The sequence below is a fragment of the Enterobacter sp. 4974935 genome (assembly GCF_058661735.1).
This window is the reverse complement of record NZ_JBZWGT010000003.1, coordinates 2,831,512-2,851,161: the sequence shown is the minus strand read 5'-3', so window position 1 is coordinate 2,851,161 and position 19,650 is coordinate 2,831,512. Positions and strand designations below refer to the sequence as shown.

Annotated in this window: 16 protein-coding genes; 6 read left to right on the top strand and 10 right to left on the bottom strand. The window is 56.8% G+C overall.

The features are described from left to right. Window positions 1–74: 74 nt before the first annotated feature. Both iagB and AC4OVS_RS14950 read left to right on the top strand, forming a co-directional pair. Complete coding sequence (iagB, locus tag AC4OVS_RS14955; protein ID WP_023299704.1) at window positions 75–515, top strand: type III secretion system invasion protein IagB; 441 nt, start codon at window positions 75–77, stop codon at window positions 513–515. Window positions 516–649: 134 nt separating this feature from the next. Next, window positions 650–2,476, top strand: coding sequence for a chitinase (locus AC4OVS_RS14950; protein ID WP_032624555.1), 1,827 nt, complete (start codon window positions 650–652; stop codon window positions 2,474–2,476). A 144-nt stretch (window positions 2,477–2,620) separates the two neighbouring features. On the opposite strand, the gene AC4OVS_RS14945 is transcribed toward AC4OVS_RS14950, so the two are convergent. From AC4OVS_RS14945 to aqpZ, 8 genes are all read right to left on the bottom strand, one after another. Beyond that, a complete protein-coding gene (locus AC4OVS_RS14945; RefSeq protein WP_022647600.1) occupies window positions 2,621–3,634 on the bottom strand; it encodes a 3-beta-hydroxysteroid dehydrogenase in 1,014 nt (337 codons plus the stop codon). 92 nt (window positions 3,635–3,726) lie between these two features. Then, window positions 3,727–5,163, bottom strand: a complete 1,437-nt coding sequence (locus AC4OVS_RS14940) for an SDR family oxidoreductase (protein WP_063163398.1) — start codon at window positions 5,161–5,163, stop codon at window positions 3,727–3,729. A gap of 10 nt (window positions 5,164–5,173) precedes the next feature. Beyond that, window positions 5,174–6,175 carry a low-specificity L-threonine aldolase gene (ltaE, locus tag AC4OVS_RS14935; RefSeq protein WP_063199556.1) on the bottom strand — a complete coding sequence of 334 codons (1,002 nt, stop codon included), beginning with the start codon at window positions 6,173–6,175 and terminating at the stop codon, window positions 5,174–5,176. 38 nt (window positions 6,176–6,213) lie between these two features. Continuing rightward, the gene (poxB, locus tag AC4OVS_RS14930) at window positions 6,214–7,932 is read right to left on the bottom strand and encodes a ubiquinone-dependent pyruvate dehydrogenase (RefSeq protein WP_023305792.1); all 1,719 of its coding nucleotides are present in this window, start codon (window positions 7,930–7,932) and stop codon (window positions 6,214–6,216) included. Between the two features lie 152 nt (window positions 7,933–8,084). Then, entirely contained in the window at window positions 8,085–9,053 is a 969-nt protein-coding gene (hcr, locus tag AC4OVS_RS14925; protein ID WP_023299707.1) for an NADH oxidoreductase, read from the bottom strand. Window positions 9,054–9,063: 10 nt separating this feature from the next. Then, entirely contained in the window at window positions 9,064–10,716 is a 1,653-nt protein-coding gene (gene hcp / locus AC4OVS_RS14920) for a hydroxylamine reductase (RefSeq protein WP_491922531.1), read from the bottom strand. 144 nt (window positions 10,717–10,860) lie between these two features. After that, window positions 10,861–11,760: a LysO family transporter gene (locus AC4OVS_RS14915; protein WP_232934316.1), complete on the bottom strand. Its 900-nt coding sequence runs from the start codon at window positions 11,758–11,760 to the stop codon at window positions 10,861–10,863. A gap of 176 nt (window positions 11,761–11,936) precedes the next feature. Further along, window positions 11,937–12,632 carry an aquaporin Z gene (aqpZ, locus tag AC4OVS_RS14910; RefSeq protein ID WP_026080729.1) on the bottom strand — a complete coding sequence of 232 codons (696 nt, stop codon included), beginning with the start codon at window positions 12,630–12,632 and terminating at the stop codon, window positions 11,937–11,939. A 291-nt stretch (window positions 12,633–12,923) separates the two neighbouring features. Between aqpZ and AC4OVS_RS14905 the strand changes: the two genes are divergently transcribed. Continuing rightward, entirely contained in the window at window positions 12,924–14,582 is a 1,659-nt protein-coding gene (locus AC4OVS_RS14905; protein WP_023299709.1) for an ATP-dependent endonuclease, read from the top strand. Here the strand turns inward: AC4OVS_RS14905 and AC4OVS_RS14900 are convergent. Then, entirely contained in the window at window positions 14,579–15,535 is a 957-nt protein-coding gene (locus tag AC4OVS_RS14900) for a VirK/YbjX family protein (protein WP_063138164.1), read from the bottom strand. The two genes, AC4OVS_RS14905 and AC4OVS_RS14900, sit on opposite strands and share 4 nt — an antisense overlap. Window positions 15,536–15,694: 159 nt before the next feature. On the opposite strand from AC4OVS_RS14900, the gene macA reads away from it, so the two are divergent. Then, window positions 15,695–16,810 (top strand): macrolide transporter subunit MacA, encoded by a 1,116-nt coding sequence (macA, locus tag AC4OVS_RS14895; protein ID WP_022647609.1) that lies wholly within the window; start codon window positions 15,695–15,697, stop codon window positions 16,808–16,810. Then, window positions 16,807–18,747: a macrolide ABC transporter ATP-binding protein/permease MacB gene (gene macB / locus AC4OVS_RS14890; protein WP_058676869.1), complete on the top strand. Its 1,941-nt coding sequence runs from the start codon at window positions 16,807–16,809 to the stop codon at window positions 18,745–18,747. Before macA ends, macB begins: the two co-directional genes overlap by 4 nt. Before the next feature lie 70 nt (window positions 18,748–18,817). On the opposite strand, the gene cspD is transcribed toward macB, so the two are convergent. Further along, the gene (cspD, locus tag AC4OVS_RS14885; protein ID WP_006174390.1) at window positions 18,818–19,039 is read right to left on the bottom strand and encodes a cold shock-like protein CspD; all 222 of its coding nucleotides are present in this window, start codon (window positions 19,037–19,039) and stop codon (window positions 18,818–18,820) included. A gap of 267 nt (window positions 19,040–19,306) precedes the next feature. Here cspD and clpS point away from each other — a divergent pair, with 267 nt between their 5' ends. Continuing rightward, window positions 19,307–19,627: an ATP-dependent Clp protease adapter ClpS gene (gene clpS / locus AC4OVS_RS14880; protein ID WP_006174393.1), complete on the top strand. Its 321-nt coding sequence runs from the start codon at window positions 19,307–19,309 to the stop codon at window positions 19,625–19,627. Window positions 19,628–19,650 lie beyond the last annotated feature (23 nt).

The window sequence follows — 19,650 nt, the reverse complement described above, 5'->3', positions numbered from 1 at the left end:
GAGGGGGAGTAATTAAAAATTCATTTTACAGGATGTTTCTAAGGAGAAATAACCAATAAAGTCAGCAGGTAAAAATGAAAAAGCTCATTTTGTTGTTATTAATAATAAGCCAGGGTGCTCTGGCAAACTGTTGGGATAAAGCGGCGCGTTATTATCATGTCGACCCTTATTTACTGTACGCGATAGCGAATGTGGAATCCGGTATGAATCCGTACGCGGTTGGGAAAAACCGCGATGGCACGCGGGATGTCGGGCTGATGCAAATCAACAGCTCGCATTTTACCGCGCTGGAAAGCAGAGGCATCGATGAGTATCGCTTAATGACCGAGCCGTGTACCTCCATCATGGTGGGTGCCTCCATTCTCTCCGGAATGATAAGAGTATATGGCTATAACTGGGAAGCGGTAGGCGCTTATAACGCCGGGTTGAAGAAAGAGAATTATCCGCAGCGGATGAAATATGCCCATAAGGTCTGGGCTAAATATCAGCAATTAAAATTAGCAGCACGTGATTAACGTTTTTTATTTTTGAAGAATTCCTGAAGGTGTTCTTCGAAAAGTGAAAACAGCTGAATGTGGTTTATGTATTAACGGAATAATACCTAAGCCGGGATATTAACATTTAATTTGAAACGAACAGGAAAACTGAAATGAACAAAAGGACGTTACTGAGTGTACTTGTTGCTGGTGCTTGCGTTGCACCTTTTATGGCGCAGGCCGCCTCTTTGCAGGCGACCACCGGCGAGCCGTACACCATGAAAGCCAGCGATCTGGCGAAGAAAGAGCATGAGCTCACTAACTTCCCGCTGATGGCCTCCGTTAAAGAGACTATTCAGACCCTGGACAACGCGCAGGTCGAACTGATTGAGCCAGGCCGCGCGGCGAACCCGGACAACGTCAAACGCGTTGAAGGGATTGTGAAAGCCAGCGACTGGGAATATCTCTTCCCGCTGCGTGCACAGGCTTATACCTACAGCAACTTCCTGAAAGCCGTGGGTAAATTCCCGGCGCTGTGTAAGACCTACAACGACGGTCGTGACAGCGACGCTATCTGCCGCAAAGAGCTGGCGACCATGTTTGCCCACTTTGCCCAGGAAACCGGCGGCCACGAAAGCTGGCGTCCGGAAGCCGAATGGCGTCAGGCGCTGGTCCACGTGCGTGAAATGGGCTGGAGCGAAGGGCAAAAGGGCGGCTATAACGGCGAATGTAACCCGGACGTCTGGCAGGGACAGACCTGGCCTTGCGGTAAAGACAAAGACGGCGATTTCCTGAGCTATTTCGGACGCGGTGCGAAACAGTTGTCCTACAACTACAACTACGGTCCATTCTCTGAAGCGATGTACGGCGACGTGCGTACTCTGCTCGATAAACCTGAGCTGGTGGCGGACACCTGGCTGAACCTGGCCAGTGCTATCTTCTTCTTCGCCTATCCACAGCCGCCAAAACCAAGCATGTTGCAGGTGATCGACGGTACATGGCAGCCGAACGATCACGATAAAGCCAACGGCCTGGTCCCGGGCTTCGGTGTAACAACCCAGATCATCAACGGCGGCGTTGAGTGCGGCGGCCCGACTGAAATTGCGCAGTCTCAGAACCGTATCAAGTATTACAAAGAATTTGCGAACTACCTGAAAGTCCCTGTTCCGGCGAACGAAGTGTTGGGTTGCGCCAACATGAAGCAGTTCGACGAAGGTGGCGCAGGCGCCCTGAAGATTTACTGGGAACAGGACTGGGGATGGAGCGCGGATACCCCGGACGGCAAGACTTACTCTTGCCAGCTGGTGGGCTATCAGACACCGTTCAGCGCGTTCAAAGAGGGCGACTACAGCAAGTGCGTGCAGAAGTTCTATAACGTGAATATCGTGAATGACGACGGTTCCTCGGTGACGCCGGACGAAACCCCGGTCACGCCAACGCCAACACCTTCTGAAGATGTTACGCCGGCCCCAACGCCAGCGCCAGTTCCGGATGAAACTCCGGTTGAACCTGTCGCGGTGAACCACGCGCCGGTTGCGCAGATTGCGGGCCCAATCGGTGCCGTTGAAGCGGGCGCGCAGGTTTCTCTGAGCGCGGAAGGCTCTACCGACGCAGACGGCAACAAGCTGACCTACACCTGGCGTTCTCAGGATGGCCAGACCGTGACCGGCGAAGATAAAGCGGTGGTGACCTTTAAGGCGCCTGAGTCTACAACGGCGCAGCAGTATGAAGTGAGCCTGACCGTCAGCGATGGCGAGCTGAGCAGCACCACGTCTTACCTGCTGAACGTGAAAGCGAAAGCGACAACGCCATCCGGAGAAGATACGTCTTACCCGGCATGGAGCGCGAACAGCAAGTACAACGCCGGTGATATCGTGAACAACCACGGTAAATTGTTCCAGTGCAAACCGTTCCCGTACAGCGGCTGGTGTAACAGTGCGCCGACGTACTATGAGCCGGGTGCAGGCCTGGCATGGGCTGAAGCCTGGACGGCTCTGTAAAAGCAAACGGCAACCCTCGGGTTGCCGTTTTAATGTTTGCACCCTCTACCTGTGGGAGAGGGCCGGGGTGAGGGCATCAGTCCGCACTCTCTGTTTTTTGCCGGGTGGCGCTGCGCTTACCCGGCCTACATGAGGCTGGAACGCTTACCGGTGCAACTTCCCGTGATCCCGTAACCACGCCGCCGTACGCACTATCCCTTCATCCAGCGAGATAATCGGTTTATACCCCAGCTCGTTCTCCGCCCGAGAAATATCCAGCGTAAAATCAAAGTTGAGCTTCGACACACCGTAATGCGTCAGCGCAGGCTCTTTCGCCGATTTACTGCCAAAGCGCTCCATGCTGCGGGCAATCATGTCCAGCATCGGGTAGGGAACGGAACGGATCCGGCAGTCGATTTTTAACTCATCAATCAGCCTTTGCACAATGCTGCGCAGGGTACAGGGTTCGCCGTTGGTAATGTTATAGGCGCGGCCCGACACCAGCTTATCGCACTCCGGCTGGCTCGCCAGCCACATGGCGTGAACGGCATTTTCGTAATAGGTCATGTCTACCAGCGCATCGCCGCCGCGCGGTAACAGCACGCTGCCGTAATGGTGCATCATCTGGGCCAGTCGCGGGATAAAGACTTTGTCGTGCGGCCCAAACAGGCTCTGTGGTCGCAGCACGGTAAAGCGGGTGTGCGGATTTGACTGGGCCAGCAGGTCGATCACCTCTTCGCCAGCCGCTTTACTGCGGGCAAATTCACAGGCAAAGCGCGCAGGGCGGAAATCTTCCTGAATATCACGATGATGGTGATAATCAAAATAGAGCGACGGGGAAGAGATATGAATAAAGTTACGCACGCCCCAGGCGACGGCCCATTCGCCCAGACGGCGCGTGGCGCGCACGTTGGCGAGATCGAAGGCTTCCTGGGTACCCCACGGGGAGGTAAAACTGGAGCAGTGCCACAGCGTATCGATACCGGCGAGCATCACCTTGGCCTGAGAGGAGACCAGCTCCGTCAGGTCGGCATGGACAAACTCAGCGCCCATTTTTTGCAAGAGCTTGCCCATCGCCTCGTTGCGACCGGTGGCCCTCACGCTGATGCCTTTGTTGCGCAGAAATTCGACCGCATTTCGGCCTAAGCCGCTGGTCGCCCCGGTAACCAGTACCTTCATAACAATCCACTGTGTTGAAAAGAATTTCGTGCGCATTCTTTCGTGAATTACGATGTGTTGCAATGGGAAAGGTGAAAGATTAAGAGTTTTATTTAGTTACTTTCCCGCTTTTCTTCTGCCAGTTGCGCAATCCGTTTCGCCATTCCGCGGAAGATAAACAGGTGTGCCGGGATCATCAGCAGCCAGTAGAACAGCCCGGGCATTCCGTGCGGGTGCCACCACGCCCGAACGTCCAGCTCGCGGTGATCGCCTTTGTCTTTAAGGGTGAAGCAGAGCCGCCCCAGCCCCGGTGCCTTCATGCCAAACAGCAGCGCCAGCTGTTTTTCCGGCTCAACGATGATCACCTTCCAGCTGTCGACCGTATCGCCCACGTTCAGATACGGGGCGGCAGGACGGCCTTTTGCCAGCCGGTGACCCACCAGCAGATCCAGCGCGCCGCGCGTTTGCCAGAGGATATTGCCGAAGAAATAGCGCTCTTTGCCGCCGATCTGGTTCACAACGTCCCACAGCGCTGTGAGGCTGGCAGTGGTTTTTACCGTACAGCCCGCCTGTTTTGGGTAATAGCCGTACTCGGGCCGCCAGCGGGCAAACGCCTGCGCATCGTAGCCCCAGTCGCTGGAGTTCACCAGCTTCTCTTCTTCTTTCAGCGTATTGCGTACGGCATCGTCGAAGGGGATCAATTCCTGAGGGATCAAGGCACGCAGTTCACGATCGTCCGCCAGCAGATCGTGTTTCAGTCCCTGTATAAGCGCTTTGGCAGTCGTCGGCGGCACGGAGGTGATCACATTCAAAAACCACACCGAAATCCAGCGGGTCGGGAAGGGGACGGGCACCAGCCAGCGGCGGCGGCCACTCACCCGCATAAAATGTTCGAACTGCGCCTGATAGCTCAACACTTCCGGGCCAGCCGCCTCCAGCACACGATGCGCCGCCGCCGGATGATCCAGCAATGCCACCAGATAGTGGAGTAAATTCTCCAGCGCAATGGGCGTGGTGCGCGAGCGTACCCAGCGCGGCGGTGTCAGCACAGGCAGGTTGTAGACCATATCGCGCATCACTTCGAACGCGGCGGAACCCGCGCCGACGATGATCCCTGCCCGCAGTTCGGTGACGGGGATACGGGCGCTTCGCAATGTCTCTGCCGTCAGTTGCCGGGCGCGCAGATGGTCTGACTGCTCGTTCTCAGGCGCCTGAAGCGAGCTTAGAAAGATCACCTGCTTTACCGGCGTTTGCAGCAGCGTATCACGTACGTTCATCGCCACCTGACGCTCGTGGGCGATAAAATCGCCGCCTTCGCCCATGCTGTGAACAAGGTAGTAAAGCGTATCGACCCCTGCCAGCAGCGCAGGAAGCGCTTTCGGCCAGTTAAGGTCAACGTTGTGACACGTCACGCCAGGCAAATGTAGCTTTTGCAGGCGTTCCGTGTTGCGTGCCACTGCCAGCACCTGGTGCCCCTGCTGGCTTAACGCAGTGGTCAGATGCTGACCGATATACCCGCTGGCACCGAGCACCAGAATACGTTGCGGCACGGTATGCTCCTTAACGCTGTAAAAACGCCTGCCAGTGTTTCACCACCTCGGTCAACTGCTCGCGGTTAACGTCAAGATGCATCACCAGTCGCACGGCCGGGGAGGCGTTGATCAGCACGCCTCGGGCTTTCATAAATTCGCCCAGCGCGGCAGCATGCTCATTGCCGACGCGGACAAACAGCATGTTGGTGTCATGACGCATGACATCAGCGCCGATTTCACGCAGCTGCGCTGCCATCCACGCCGCATTGTCGTGATCGTCTTTCAGGCGTGACACGTTATTTTTCAGGGCGTACAGTCCGGCAGCCGCCAGAATACCCGACTGACGCATCCCGCCGCCGGTCATTTTACGCCAGCGGTTGGCGCGTCTGATGTAGTCTGCACTGCCAACCAGCAGGGAACCCACCGGCGTACCCAGCCCTTTAGAGAGGCAAATGGTGAACGAGTCGCAATATTGGGTGATCTCTTTCAGCTCGCAGCCGTACTCCACCACGGCGTTGAAGATACGTGCGCCGTCAACGTGCAGGCCGAGCTTGCGCTCGCGGGTAAAATCCCATGCCGCTTTCAGGTATTCGCGCGGCAGAACTTTACCGTTATGGGTGTTTTCAAGGCTCAGCAGTTTAGTGCGGGCGAAGTGAATATCGTCGGCTTTGATTTTTGCCGCGACTTTGTCCAGCGGCAGCGTACCGTCCGGCGCAGCATCGATCGGCTGCGGCTGAATGCTGCCAAGCACCGCCGCGCCGCCGGCTTCGTACAGGTAGTTATGCGCCCCCTGGCCGACGATATACTCTTCGCCGCGCTCGCAGTGGCTCAGCAGCGCCACCAGGTTAGCCTGCGTGCCGGTGGGCAGGAACAGGGCAGCCTCTTTACCGCTCAGCTCGGCCGCATAGCGCTGGAGTTCGTTGACCGTCGGGTCATCGCCGTAGACGTCGTCCCCGACCGGGGCGGCCATCATCTCTTCGAGCATGGCGCGGCCCGGACGGGTAACGGTATCACTACGTAAATCAATCATTTCACATCCCTATCATTTAAGAGGTCTTGTGAAATGTTTTACCTGAGCCAGTTGGTTTTTGCCAGTTCGATCACTTCGTCACCGCGCCCGCTGATGATGGCGCGCAGCATGTAGAGGCTAAAACCTTTAGCCTGTTCCAGCTTGATTTGAGGCGGGATTGCCAGCTCTTCTTTGGCGACCACCACATCCACCAGCACCGGGCCGTCGATGGCGAAGGCACGTTGCAGGGCTTCGTCCACCTCTGAGGCTTTCTCCACCCGAATACCGGTGATACCGCAGGCTTCGGCGATGCGGGCGAAGTTGGTGTCGTGCAGCTCGGTGCCGTCCGTGAGGTAGCCTCCGGCCTTCATCTCCATCGCCACAAAGCCCAGCACGCTGTTGTTAAAGACCACGATTTTCAGCGGAAGCTTCATCTGCGCCACCGACAGGAAATCCCCCATCAGCATACTGAACCCGCCGTCGCCGCACATCGCCACCACCTGACGTTCCGGTGCCGTTGCTTTCGCGCCCAGCGCCTGCGGCATGGCGTTGGCCATTGAGCCATGGTTGAACGAGCCAAGCAGGCGTCGTTTGCCGTTCATTTTCAGATAGCGCGCGGCCCAGACGGTGGGCGTACCCACGTCGCAGGTGAAGATGGCATCGTCGTCGGCGAAGTGGCTGATCTGCTGCGCCAGATACTGCGGGTGGATCGCTTTTTCGCTAGGTTTGGCGAGATCGTCCAGCCCCTTACGCGCATCGCGATAGTCGCTCAGGGCTTTATCGAGGAATTTGCGGTCCGTTTTTTCTTCCAGCAGCGGCAGGAGGGCGGCGAGGGTGGATTTAATATCGCCGATAAGCGCCATATCCACCTTGCTGTGCGCGCCGATGCTACCGGGATTAATGTCGATCTGGATAATTTTCGCATCCGTCGGGTAGAACGCGCGGTACGGGAACTGGGTGCCGAGCAGGATCAGCGTATCGGCGTTCATCATGGTATGGAAGCCGCTGGAAAAACCGATCAGCCCGGTCATGCCCACATCGTACGGGTTATCGTATTCAACGTGCTCTTTCCCGCGCAGGGCGTGCACAACTGGCGCCTTCAGCTTAGCGGCAAATTCCACCAGCTCTTTATGCGCGCCGGCACAGCCGCTGCCGCACATCAGGGCGATATTGCTGGAGTATCGCAGCAGTTGCGCCAGCTTTTTAAGCTCTTCATCCGCAGGGGTAATGGTTGGCTGTGGCGCAGAGTACCAGTGGGTGGTGGCGGTTTCAGGTGCGGCCTTCAGCGCCACGTCCCCCGGCAGCACAACCACCGAAACCCCGCGATTCAGGATCGCCTTACGCATGGCTATCGCCAGCACCTGTGGGATCTGCTCCGGCGACGAGACCAGCTCGCAGTAGTGGCTGCATTCACGGAACAGCTCCTGAGGATGCGTCTCCTGAAAATAGCCGCTGCCGATTTCGGATGACGGAATATGTGCGGCAATCGCCAGCACCGGAACATGGTTGCGGTGACAGTCGAAAAGACCGTTGATAAGGTGCAGGTTTCCCGGTCCGCAGGAACCTGCACAGACGGCGAGTTCGCCCGTGAGCTGCGCTTCGGCACCCGCGGCAAAGGCGGCGACCTCTTCATGGCGGGTGGGCATCCATTCAATGGTCTTCATCTTGTTGAGGCTGTCGCTGAGTCCGTTCAGCGAATCGCCGGTGACGCCCCAGATACGCTTTACGCCAGCCTGCTCCAGGGTTTTCGCTATGTATGCAGCCACGGTTTGTTTCATGGTGGTCCTTCTCCTTTATGTGATATCGCTTACAAGCTTAGAAGAAAGTCACTGTATTGGCTGCCTGGTATTCCATACGCACAGGCAGTAGGCACAACGTAAGCCGGGTAAACGCAGTGTCACCCGGCAACAAATGGGGGCACTGCGCCAGATTATGCCAGCACCAGGTCCCCCTGCGGATGGCATGAACACGCCAACACGTAACCCTCTGCAATTTCCGCATCGGTCAGCGTCATGGTGCTGGTGACGGTGTATTCACCGGAAACCACCTTCGTCTTACAGCAGCCGCACACACCCGCGCGACAGGCTGCCGCTACCGGCACGTTATTGCTTTCGAGCGCTTCAAGCAGCGTGGTGCCCACGCGACCAAAGAAGGTCTGCGCCGGTTGCAGCTTCGTGAACTTCATCCCGCTGGTCGCCGCTGCCGCTACAGGCGTGAAGAACTGCTCTTTAAAGAAGCGGGTCACGCCGAGCGCTTTCACTTCTTTCTCCACGATCTCCATATACGGCGCCGGGCCGCAGGTCATCACGGTACGATCCGCAATGTCCGGCACGCTTTGCAACATTTCGCGGCTCAGACGCCCCGCGACAAAACCGTGCGTCGCGTTGTGCTCAGCCACCAGGGTCACCGGATAATTTCGCCATTCCTCGGCAAAAATCACATCTTCCGGGGAACGCACGCTAAAGATCACCTGCACGTCGGCCTGAGGACGGTATTTCGCCAGCCAGCGGCGCATCGACATAATCGGCGTTACACCACAGCCTGCCGCCAGAAGCAGGAATTTGTCTTCCTTCTTGTCGTCACAGGTGAACTCGCCCTGCGCGTCAGACAGCCAGATGTAATCCCCGCGCTTCACGTCACGGGTCAGCCACCGGGAGCCTGCGCCGTCATCAATACGACGGACGGTGAGCGTTATGTATTCGCTCACGCCCGGCGTGGAGGAGATCGTGTAGGCGCGCAGGGTATCCGCCGAATTACGCACACTCACCAGCGCATACTGACCTGCGCGGTACGGGTAGTAGTCATGGCACAGCAGCGACAGTGTCCACACATCCGGCGTCTCCTGTTGGATGTGATGAACCTGCATCCGCCACGGACATTGTGAGGTTGGCATGGTCATGAGTTACTCCTTACGCGCTCAGCAGTTGCTTCATATCATCTTCAACGTTGGTCACGGAACGCAGACCAAATTTCTCGTTCAGGATGGCCAGCAGGTCCGGCGTCAGGAAGCCTGGCGCGGTCGGCCCGGTGACGATGTTGGTCACGCCGAGAGAGAGCAGGGTCAACAGAATAACGATCGCTTTCTGCTCGAACCAGGAGAGCACCAGCGACAGCGGCAGATCGTTCACGCCGCAGCCCAGTTTCTCTGCCAGCGTGACCGCCAGAATGATGGCTGAATATGCATCGTTACACTGACCAGCATCCACCAGGCGTGGCAGACCTTCGATGTTGCCGAAGTCCAGCTTGTTGAAACGGTACTTACCGCAGGCCAGGGTCAGGATCAGACAGTCTTCCGGAACGCGGGTGGCGAAATCGGTGAAATAGTTACGTTCCCCGCGCGCGCCGTCACAGCCGCCGATCAGGAAGATGTGACGCAGTTTTTCACGGCTGACGAGGTCAATCAGGGAATCCGCCGCACCCAGCAGGGTCTCACGGCCAAAACCGACGGTGATGAGGTGCGGAATTTCGCTGTACGGGAAGCCTGCCATCTGCTGCGCCTGCGCGATAACCGGACCGAAATCATCGCCTTCAAGGTGACTCACGCCCGGCCAGCCGACGATGCTGCGGGTCCAGATACGGTCGTCATACGCGCCCACGGTAGGGTCGATGATGCAGTTAGAGGTCATGACGATTGGGCCAGGGAAGCGGGCGAACTCCACCTGCTGGTTCTGCCAGCCGCTGCCGTAGTTACCGATCAGATGCTTAAATTTACGCAGTTCCGGGTAGCCGTGCGCGGGCAACATTTCGCCGTGGGTATAAACGTTAACGCCGGTGCCTTCGGTCTGCTTCAGCAGGTTGTAGAGATCTTTCAGGTCATGGCCGGAGATCAGGATGCATTTACCTTCGGTCGCTTTGACGTTGACCTGCGTCGGCGTTGGGTGGCCGTAGGTGCTGGTTTCACCGGCATCCAGAATGCTCATCACTTTGAAGTTCATCTGGCCGATTTCCATCGAGCATTCCAGCAGGGCGTTCATGTCGGAAGGCCAGGTGCCCAGCCATGCCATGATTTTGTGGTACTGGGCATAAATGTCGTTGTCGTACTGGCCGAGTACGTGCGCGTGCTCCATATACGCCGCAGCACCTTTCAGACCGTACAGGCACAGCAGGCGCAGGCCGAGGATGTTCTCGCCAATCGCCGCTTTGTCTTTATTGGGAGTAAATTCGGCGGCCTGACGCTGTAGCTCGCCCAGGTCGTCGCTCACCAGCTGTAGTTCCGCCATCGGGTTGTCCACGCGGGCGCTGGCGTCGGCATTCAGGCATTGCGCTTTCAGGGCTTCACGCAGGGCAATCGCTTCGCGGGCATAGCCCACAATGCGTGGCGAATCGAAGTTAACGTTAGTCAGCGTGGAGAAAAATGCGCGCGGCGCAAAGCTGTCGACATAGTGATCGACAAGGCCATATTCACGGGCCTTGTAGGCCCAGGCGGATAAGCCTTGCAGCGCCGCAATCAGCAGGTCCTGGAGATCGGACGTTTCTGCGGTTTTGCCGCACATACCCTGCGCGTAAGAGCAGCCGTTGCCTGCCGGGGTACGGATGGTTTGTTCACATTGCACACAAAACATAATCACACCTGTTAAAGTTATATTTGAGATACATGTTTAAGGTTATGCCTGTGCCACAACGGAGAAAAGTGCTTTCTTATACTAAGTGGAGGGTTATTGATTTAGCGCAATTTTGGCGGCAGGTTCACTACCGCCAAAGCAGTATCAGGCTGAGAAGAACGCCATCAGAATGGGGACCAGCAGGCTCAGAATAAAGCCGTGTACAATAGCGGCAGGAACCATCTCCAGACCTCCCGAGCGCTGTAACACCGGCAGGGTAAAGTCCATTGAGGTGGCCCCGCACAGGCCCAGCGCGGTAGAGCGGCTGCGGCGTACCAGGCCGGGGATCAGCATGATGGCTATCAGCTCGCGCGCCAGATCGTTAAAGAAGGCGGCGCTGCCGATCACCGGACCAAACGATTCGGTCAGCAGAATACCGGAGAGCGAATACCAGCCAAAACCGGATGCCATCGCCAGGCTGGTTTTCAGCGGCAGATCGAGAATAAAGGCGTTAATCACTCCCCCCGCCATTGAGCTGGCCACAACGATAACGGCAACCATCATGCCCCGGCGGTTAAGGACAATCTGTTTCAGCGTCATGCCATTATTTCGCAACTGAATACCGATCAGGAAGAGCAGGAAAATCAGCGTATATTCGCTGGCTTCCGTAGCGTGCTGTAAAAAAGCCCATCCGGTTAGCCCCAGTAAAAAACCGAGCACCACCACGCCGCACAGCTTTAATGATTCCAGCGCCATCGCAACTCGGGAGGGAAGCTTTTCCTGATGGTGGTGATTTTTCCAGGGAATAGTGCGTTCCAGCCAGAACAGCGCGGCAATATTGCACAGCAGAATAACCACTACCGTAACCGCAGAATAATGCAGGATGGAAAGCAAGTTCGTCGCCAGATTATCCAGGAAGGCCAGGCTGATCCCCATAAAGAACAGAATGACGTAAACAATCCAGCTGAGAAAACGATTAATAAGCTTTAAGGCCGATTCATGACGCAGCGGAATAAGATAGCCCACAATCAGGGGCAGAAGAATGATGAGGAGTCCTGAGAACATGAACAGCCGGTCCTTTTGAGTATCATTTAAGCGCCAGAGACACTACCCAATAAAGGCTGTGAGGTAAAGCTACAAAAAAAGCCGGGTGGCGGCTGCGCCTTACCCGGCCTACAAAGTGCACACTCACGTAGGTCGGGTAAGCTTTAGCGCCACCCGACATTACAGGCCGCACTTAATTAATCGCGTTTTTCCAGTAGGGTGCGATACAGCACGCCGCCCAGAATACCGCCAATAATTGGCATCACCCAGAACAGCCACAGCTGTTCAAGCGCCCAGCCGCCCTGGAAAATAGCCACCGCGGTGCTACGTGCCGGATTAACGGAGGTATTGGTCACCGGGATGGAGATCAGGTGGATAAGCGTCAGCGCCAGACCAATAGCAATGGGGGCAAAGCCCGCAGGCGCGTATTTGTCCGTTGCGCCGTGGATCACCAACAGGAAACCTGCGGTGAGCACAATTTCAATCACGATAGCAGACAGCATTGAGTAGCCGCCTGGAGAGTGTTCGCCGAAGCCGTTTGACGCAAATCCGCTGGCCGCGGCGTCAAACCCGGCTTTCCCGCTGGCAATGACGTACAACACCGCCGCGGCAATAATACCGCCAATAACCTGGGCAATAATATAGCCAATAATATCTTTCGCCGGGAAACGTCCGCCCGCCCATAAACCTAACGTGACGGCCGGGTTGAAATGACCGCCGGAAATATGCCCCACGGCGAATGCCATGGTTAATACGGTTAAACCGAATGCCAGCGCGACGCCGACAAATCCAATACCTAATTCCGGAAATGCGGCTGCGAGTACTGCGCTACCGCAGCCACCAAACACCAGCCAGAATGTACCAAAGCATTCTGCCGCTAATTTTCTGAACATAACCACCTCAATAATAAACGTCCGCGCCCATTCCTGCGCGCGGGTTATATCGCCATAAAGGGATGACGACTCAAAGAGCCAGTATTTTGAAACCATCAACATCCCTTCGCCACTCAAATAAATTCACTAAATTTGATTTAAGGCAATGTGATGTCAATCCTTGTTCAGAACGGAGGTAATTAGAGCATAGCCCAATATTTAAGGGGGCGTATATTCTGCTGTCGTGACCTACAGCCTGCCGCTATACTGCTGATAACTTGAAGGAAAAAGTGGCCGAAATGCGGGGGATGTATGCTACTCGAACGTGTGGAGATTGTCGGGTTTCGCGGGATTAACCGCCTGTCGCTGCAACTGGAACAGAACAACGTCCTGATAGGCGAAAACGCCTGGGGTAAATCCAGCCTGCTGGATGCCCTGACGCTGCTGCTTTCGCCCGAAGAGAACTTGTACCACTTTGTCCATGATGACTTCTGGTTTCCGCCGGGGGATGTCAATGGGCGCGAGAAACACCTGCATATCATTCTGACCTTCCGCGAATCCGAGCCCGGTCGCCATCGCGTGCGTCGTTTTCGCCCTATGTCGCCCTGCTGGGTGCCCTGTGAAGATGGGTTCCAGCGTATTTTCTATCGCCTTGAGGGCGAAATGGCGCAAAACGACGGGGTATTAACCCTGCGTGAATTTCTTGATGAGAAGGGGAATCCGATCCCGCTCGATAATATTGACGAGCTTGCCCGCCATCTTATCCGCCTCTCCCCCGTGTTGCGCTTACGAGACGCGCGCTTTATGCGGCGGATCCGTAACGGCACCGTACCGAATATGCCCGAGGTGGAAGTAACCGCCCGCGAGCTGGATTTCCTCGCCCGTGAACTGGTCTCGCGGCCGCAGAACCTCACCGACGGCCAGATCCGTCAGGGACTGTCTGCCATGGTCCAACTGCTGGAGCACTACTTCTCCGAGCAGGGAACGGGGCAGGCGCGCCACCGCCTGATGCGCCGCCGCTCGCACGACGAGCAACGAAGCTGGCGCTATCTCGATATTATCAACCGCATGATCGACCGCCCCAGCGGGCGCACGCATCGGGTGATCCTGCTGGGATTATTCTCCACGCTGTTACAGGCGAAAGGGACGGTGCGCCTGGATCGGGACGCGCGCCCGTTGCTGCTGGTAGAAGATCCGGAAACGCGGCTGCACCCGATTATGCTTTCCGTGGCGTGGCATCTTCTTAATCTGCTGCCGTTGCAGCGTGTCACCACCACGAATTCCGGCGAGCTGCTCTCCCTGACGCCGGTGGAGTATGTCTGCCGCCTGGTGCGTGAATCCTCGCGGGTCACCGCCTACCGGCTCGGGCCCGGCGGGTTAAATGCCGAAGATGGCCGACGCATTGCGTTTCATATCCGTTTTAACCGAGCCTCTTCCCTGTTTGCCCGCTGCTGGTTGCTGGTGGAAGGTGAAACTGAAACCTGGGTGATAAACGAGCTGGCTCGCCAGTGCGGACACCACTTTGATGCCGAAGGCATCAAAGTGATCGAATTTGCTCAGTCTGGCTTAAAGCCGCTGATCAAATTTGCGCGCCGGATGGGGATAGAGTGGCACGTGCTGGTGGATGGCGATGAGGCGGGTAAAAAATATGCGGCGACCGTGCGTAGCCTGCTCAATAACGATCGTGAAGAGGAGCGGGAACATCTGACCACGCTGCCCGCGATGGACATGGAGCACTTTATGTACCGCCAGGGATTTGACGACGTCTTTCACCGCGTGGCGATGATCCCGGTGGATGTGCCCATGAATATGCGTCGGGTGATCGCCAAAGCTATCCATCGGTCGTCAAAACCGGATTTGGCCATTGAAGTCGCGACGGAAGCGGGCAGGCGGGGCGTAGAGTCGGTGCCCACGCTGCTGCGTAAAATGTTCTCCCGCGTCCTCTGGCTGGCACGCGGGAGAGCCGATTAACGGGCAGTCGCCTGCGATACCTGTTGGAGCAGGCTATCAAGCAGGATATAGCGGCGGCGGTACTCGGACCGTTTTTTACTCGCAATCTCTTCCATCGGTTTGCGTGGCATGGTCAGTGGCAGGGCAAAGTTGCCGTTCTCCTGCTGCTGTCCGCCAAGGGAGCGCCAGAAGCTGTCATAGTCAGCCAGCAATTTTCCCTCTTTTTTCTTGCGATAGCGCCAGCTGCGGTAGATGTGGGTGGCGTTACTCACCGCGAGGATCTGCTCGACGGGGAAGGCGCCTGCCAGCGTCATGACCGCTTCAACCAGCAGACGTTTTGGAAACAGTCCGTGACAGGCTTTGGTCGCCAGCTGAATGTGCTCGTGCGGCACATGCGCTTTCGCCCCCTGCATTCCGCCGATGAAGAGCGTTGACTTGCCCTGGTATTTGCACAGCGTAAAGGTCAGCTCGGCCAGCACCGTGTTCTGGTGGTCACAAAAAGTGAGGGTCGCTTCCCCTTCTTTGTCCAGAAACGCATCCGCGCTCAGGCGAACGCTAAACTGCTGCTCCTCTTTGCCCGTTAACGTCACCAGCGTGATGCCCTGGCTGGAAAGGTAGCCGTTCAGCAGTGACGCCGGAAGATGGCGGCTCATCATCTGATAGTGATTGTCCAATGCGTCCAGCGTATTCTGACGGCCCATATTGACGGTCAGCCACGGTCGGTGCAGGCGGCACGGCAGGCCGGGCTGCACGCGCAGGATCTGCATCAGACGGGGCTGTTTTGCAAGGTTTCCGAGCAGGCGCGCAGTGGTGAACGGCGTTGCCAGCGAGCGCAACATAAACTTACGTCGATAGGCCGGATTTTGCCACGCCAGCCCCGGCGTGAGGGAACCCGATGCCAGGCTTTTAAACAGTTGCCAGCCCGATTTAGGCTGGGACAGCGTTGAATAAGGTGTATCGACGATGGAAGACATGTTAGATCCTGCTTCTGGTGGAATTTCGCTATTTCAGCAGGCGCTTTATCAACATCGGGTAAACAATTCCCGACGATAACGGGGATCGGGGGTTTCGTTGAGGAGTGGTTTAGATAAAATCAACGGTGATGATAGCCAGAACAATTATTTGGAATATTTATGAACCTAAAGGGAAAACGCAGAAAGCTGTTTCTGCTGCTGGCGGTAGTGGTGTTAGCAGGCGGATTCTGGTTATGGAAGGTACTGAACGCGCCGGTACCACAGTATCAAACGCTGATTGTTCGTCCGGGCGAGCTGCAACAAAACGTGCTGGCGACGGGGAAGCTGGATGCCCTGCGTAAGGTTGACGTGGGCGCGCAGGTCAGCGGTCAGCTTAAAACCCTGTCGGTTGAGATTGGCGATAAGGTTAAAAAAGGCCAGTTGCTTGGCGTGATCGATCCTGAGCAGGCGCAAAACCAGATCCGCGAAGTGGAAGCGACGCTGATGGAGTTGCGCGCGCAGCGCGCTCAGGCTCAGGCGGAGCGTAATCTCGCTCAGGTCACCCTGTCGCGCCAGCAGGCGCTGGCGAAAACGCAGGCCATCTCGAAACAGGATTTGGACACAGCCGCCACGGAGCTGGCGGTGAAGCAGGCGCAGATTGGCACCATCGATGCGCAAATCAAGCGGAATCAGGCCTCGCTGGATACGGCGAAAACCAACCTCGATTACACGCAAATCGTTGCGCCAATGGCCGGGGAAGTGACGCAGATAACCACCCTGCAAGGCCAGACGGTCATCGCCGCGCAGCAGGCGCCGAACATCCTGACCCTGGCGGATATGAGCACCATGCTGGTGAAAGCCCAGGTATCTGAAGCGGACGTCATTCACCTTAAGCCGGGGCAGAAAGCCTGGTTTACGGTGCTGGGCGATCCGCAAACCCGCTATGAAGGGGTGCTGAAAGATATCCTGCCGACGCCGGAGAAGGTCAACGACGCCATCTTCTACTATGCGCGTTTTGAGGTGCCAAACCCGCAGGGCGTGCTGCGTCTGGACATGACCGCTCAGGTGCATATCCAGCTGACCGGCGTGAAAAACGTGCTGACGGTTCCGCTCTCCGCGCTGGGCGAATCCGCCGGGGACAATCGCTACAAAGTTAAGGTGCTGCGCAACGGTGAAACCCGCGAGCGGGAAGTGGTGATTGGCGCACGTAACGACACCGACGTGGTGGTGGTAAAAGGGCTGGAAGAGGGTGAGGAAGTGGTCACCAGCGAAAGCCTGCCTGGAGCCGCGCAATGACGGCGCTGCTTGAGCTGAATGACATTCGTCGCAGCTATCCGTCCGGCGACGGGCCGGTGGAGGTGCTGAAAGGCATCTCCCTGCGCGTTGAAGCCGGTGAAATGGTGGCGATTGTCGGGGCATCGGGCTCGGGTAAATCAACGCTGATGAACATTCTCGGCTGTCTGGATAAGCCTACCAGCGGCACCTATCGCGTGGCCGGGACGGATGTTTCCACCCTGGACGGCGACGCGCTGGCGAAGCTGCGTCGCGAGCATTTTGGCTTTATCTTCCAGCGTTACCATCTGCTTTCACACCTGAGCGCGGCGCAGAATGTGGAAGTGCCGGCGGTGTATGCGGGCGTCGAGCGCAAAAAACGCCTCGAACGCGCGAAGGCGCTGTTAACGCGTCTTGGGCTGGCGGAGCGTGTTGATTATCAGCCTTCGCAGCTTTCCGGCGGTCAGCAGCAACGCGTGAGTATTGCCCGCGCGCTGATGAACGGTGGGCAGGTGATCCTCGCCGATGAGCCAACCGGTGCGCTCGACAGCCATTCCGGTGAAGAGGTGATGGCGATCCTGCATCAGCTTCGCGATCAGGGGCATACGGTGATTATCGTCACCCACGATCCGCAGGTGGCAGCGCAGGCGGAACGCATTATCGAGATCCACGACGGCGAGCTGGTCAGCAACCCGCCGCCACGTCAGTCCAGAGCGGCGGCGCCGAAAGAGCCGCTGCCGGCCGCAACCGGCTGGGGCCAGTTTTCCAGCGGTTTCCGCGAGGCGCTGACCATGGCCTGGCTGGCGATGGCGGCCAACAAAATGCGCACTCTGCTGACCATGCTTGGCATCATTATTGGTATTGCCTCAGTGGTGTCGATTGTGGTGGTGGGCGATGCGGCGAAACAGCTGGTGCTGGCAGATATTCGCGCCATCGGGACTAACACCATCGACGTTTACCCCGGCAAAGATTTTGGCGACGACGAGCCGCAGTATCAGCAGGCGTTGAAGTATGACGATCTGGCGGCTATTCAGAAGCAGCCGTGGGTGAACTCCGCCACGCCTGCCGTCTCGCAAAACCTGCGTCTGCGCTACGGCAACATCGACGTGGCGGCCAGCGCTAACGGCGTCAGCGGAGATTACTTCAACGTCTACGGCATGACCTTCAGCGAAGGGGCGACCTTCAACGCTGAACAACTGGCGGGCAGGGCGCAGGTGGTGGTGTTAGACGCTAACTCCCGCAGGCAGCTGTTCCCGAATAAGACCAATGTGGTGGGGGAAGTGATCCTCGTAGGCAACATGCCAGCGACGGTGATCGGCGTGGCGGAAGAGAAGCAGTCGATGTTCGGCAGCAGTAAAATCCTGCGCGTCTGGCTGCCGTACACCACCATTTCCGGGCGCATCATGGGGCAGTCCTGGCTTAACTCTATTACCGTTCGAGTGAAGGAGGGCTACGACAGCGGGCTGGCGGAACAGCAGCTGGAGCGGCTGTTAACCCTGCGCCACGGGAAAAAGGATTTCTTCACCTGGAATATGGATGGCCTCTTGAAAACGGCGGAAAAGACCACACGTACTCTTCAGCTGTTCCTGACGCTGGTGGCGGTGATTTCGCTGGTCGTCGGCGGGATAGGGGTGATGAACATTATGCTGGTGTCGGTGACCGAACGTACGCGGGAGATCGGCATCCGTATGGCGGTCGGAGCCAGAGCCAGCGACGTGCTGCAGCAATTTTTGATTGAAGCGGTGCTGGTGTGTCTGGTGGGCGGTGCGATGGGGATTGCGCTCTCGATGATGATCGCCTTTGCGCTCCAGCTCTTCTTACCGGGCTGGGAGATTGGCTTCTCGCCGATGGCGATCCTGACGGCGTTTTTATGTTCCACCTTCACCGGTATTCTGTTCGGCTGGCTACCGGCGCGAAACGCGGCGCGGCTGGATCCGGTGGATGCGCTGGCGCGCGAATAACCCGAAAATAAAAATGCCAGCCGATCGGGCTGGCATTTTGCCTGCAGGGTGTACACAATGAATCAGAGAGCTATGCAACCGCTTCTGCTTCAACGGGGACGATCAGACTGGCATGATTGCCTTTTGGCCCCTGGTGTACATCGAACCGGACGGACTGCCCGGCTTTGAGCGTCCTGTAACCATCCATCTGAATGGTGGAATAGTGAGCGAAGATATCCTCGCCGCCGCCTTCGGGGCAAATGAAGCCAAACCCCTTGGCGTTGTTGAACCACTTAACAGTACCCATTTCCATGCTTCGACATCCTTCGTAAATCTTATAAATTAAGATGGAATGAACCGGTGGTGGAGTGGGGGCTGTTCAAAACCTCGCCAACTCACGCTTGTACAATTTAGAGAAACGGAAGAAGCCGTCAAGCGTTTGGCGCTGGAGTTGGGACAATAATCAACCAAAATTTGAGGCAGTTAACGCTATTGCAACAGTTTGTGACAGACATCGCGGATGACAGTAATAGATGATTGTTATCTAACATCTGAGGTAGATTCAAAGTGGTTATGCATAATGGGTAAGACCAACGATTGGCTGGATTTTGACCAGCTGGCGGAAGATAAAGTGCGCGACGCGCTAAAACCGCCATCTATGTATAAAGTTATGTTAATGAACGATGATTACACGCCGATGGAATTTGTTATTGACGTGCTACAAAAGTTCTTTTCTTATGATGTTGAACGTGCAACGCAACTGATGCTTACCGTTCATTATCGTGGCAAAGCGATCTGCGGCATCTTTACTGCCGAAGTAGCGGAAACCAAAGTAGCGATGGTGAACGACTATGCAAGGGAGAACGAGCATCCGTTGCTGTGTACGCTGGAAAAGGCCTGATAAGGCATAAAATTGGGGGAGGT

Bases quoted from the DNA above. Each gene is read 5' to 3' on its own strand.
- AC4OVS_RS14945 (WP_022647600.1), bottom strand. From the start codon at position 3,634: ATGAAGGTACTGGTTACCGGGGCGACCAGCGGCTTAGGCCGAAATGCG.
- AC4OVS_RS14915 (WP_232934316.1), bottom strand. From the start codon at position 11,760: ATGTTCTCAGGACTCCTCATCATTCTTCTGCCCCTGATTGTGGGCTAT.
- hcp (WP_491922531.1), bottom strand. From the start codon at position 10,716: ATGTTTTGTGTGCAATGTGAACAAACCATCCGTACCCCGGCAGGCAAC.
- aqpZ (WP_026080729.1), bottom strand. From the start codon at position 12,632: ATGTTCAGAAAATTAGCGGCAGAATGCTTTGGTACATTCTGGCTGGTG.
- clpS (WP_006174393.1), top strand. From the start codon at position 19,307: ATGGGTAAGACCAACGATTGGCTGGATTTTGACCAGCTGGCGGAAGAT.
- macA (WP_022647609.1), top strand. From the start codon at position 15,695: ATGAACCTAAAGGGAAAACGCAGAAAGCTGTTTCTGCTGCTGGCGGTA.
- AC4OVS_RS14950 (WP_032624555.1), top strand. From the start codon at position 650: ATGAACAAAAGGACGTTACTGAGTGTACTTGTTGCTGGTGCTTGCGTT.
- macB (WP_058676869.1), top strand. From the start codon at position 16,807: ATGACGGCGCTGCTTGAGCTGAATGACATTCGTCGCAGCTATCCGTCC.
- poxB (WP_023305792.1), bottom strand. From the start codon at position 7,932: ATGAAACAAACCGTGGCTGCATACATAGCGAAAACCCTGGAGCAGGCT.
- iagB (WP_023299704.1), top strand. From the start codon at position 75: ATGAAAAAGCTCATTTTGTTGTTATTAATAATAAGCCAGGGTGCTCTG.
- ltaE (WP_063199556.1), bottom strand. From the start codon at position 6,175: ATGATTGATTTACGTAGTGATACCGTTACCCGTCCGGGCCGCGCCATG.
- AC4OVS_RS14900 (WP_063138164.1), bottom strand. From the start codon at position 15,535: ATGTCTTCCATCGTCGATACACCTTATTCAACGCTGTCCCAGCCTAAA.
- AC4OVS_RS14905 (WP_023299709.1), top strand. From the start codon at position 12,924: ATGCTACTCGAACGTGTGGAGATTGTCGGGTTTCGCGGGATTAACCGC.
- cspD (WP_006174390.1), bottom strand. From the start codon at position 19,039: ATGGAAATGGGTACTGTTAAGTGGTTCAACAACGCCAAGGGGTTTGGC.
- hcr (WP_023299707.1), bottom strand. From the start codon at position 9,053: ATGACCATGCCAACCTCACAATGTCCGTGGCGGATGCAGGTTCATCAC.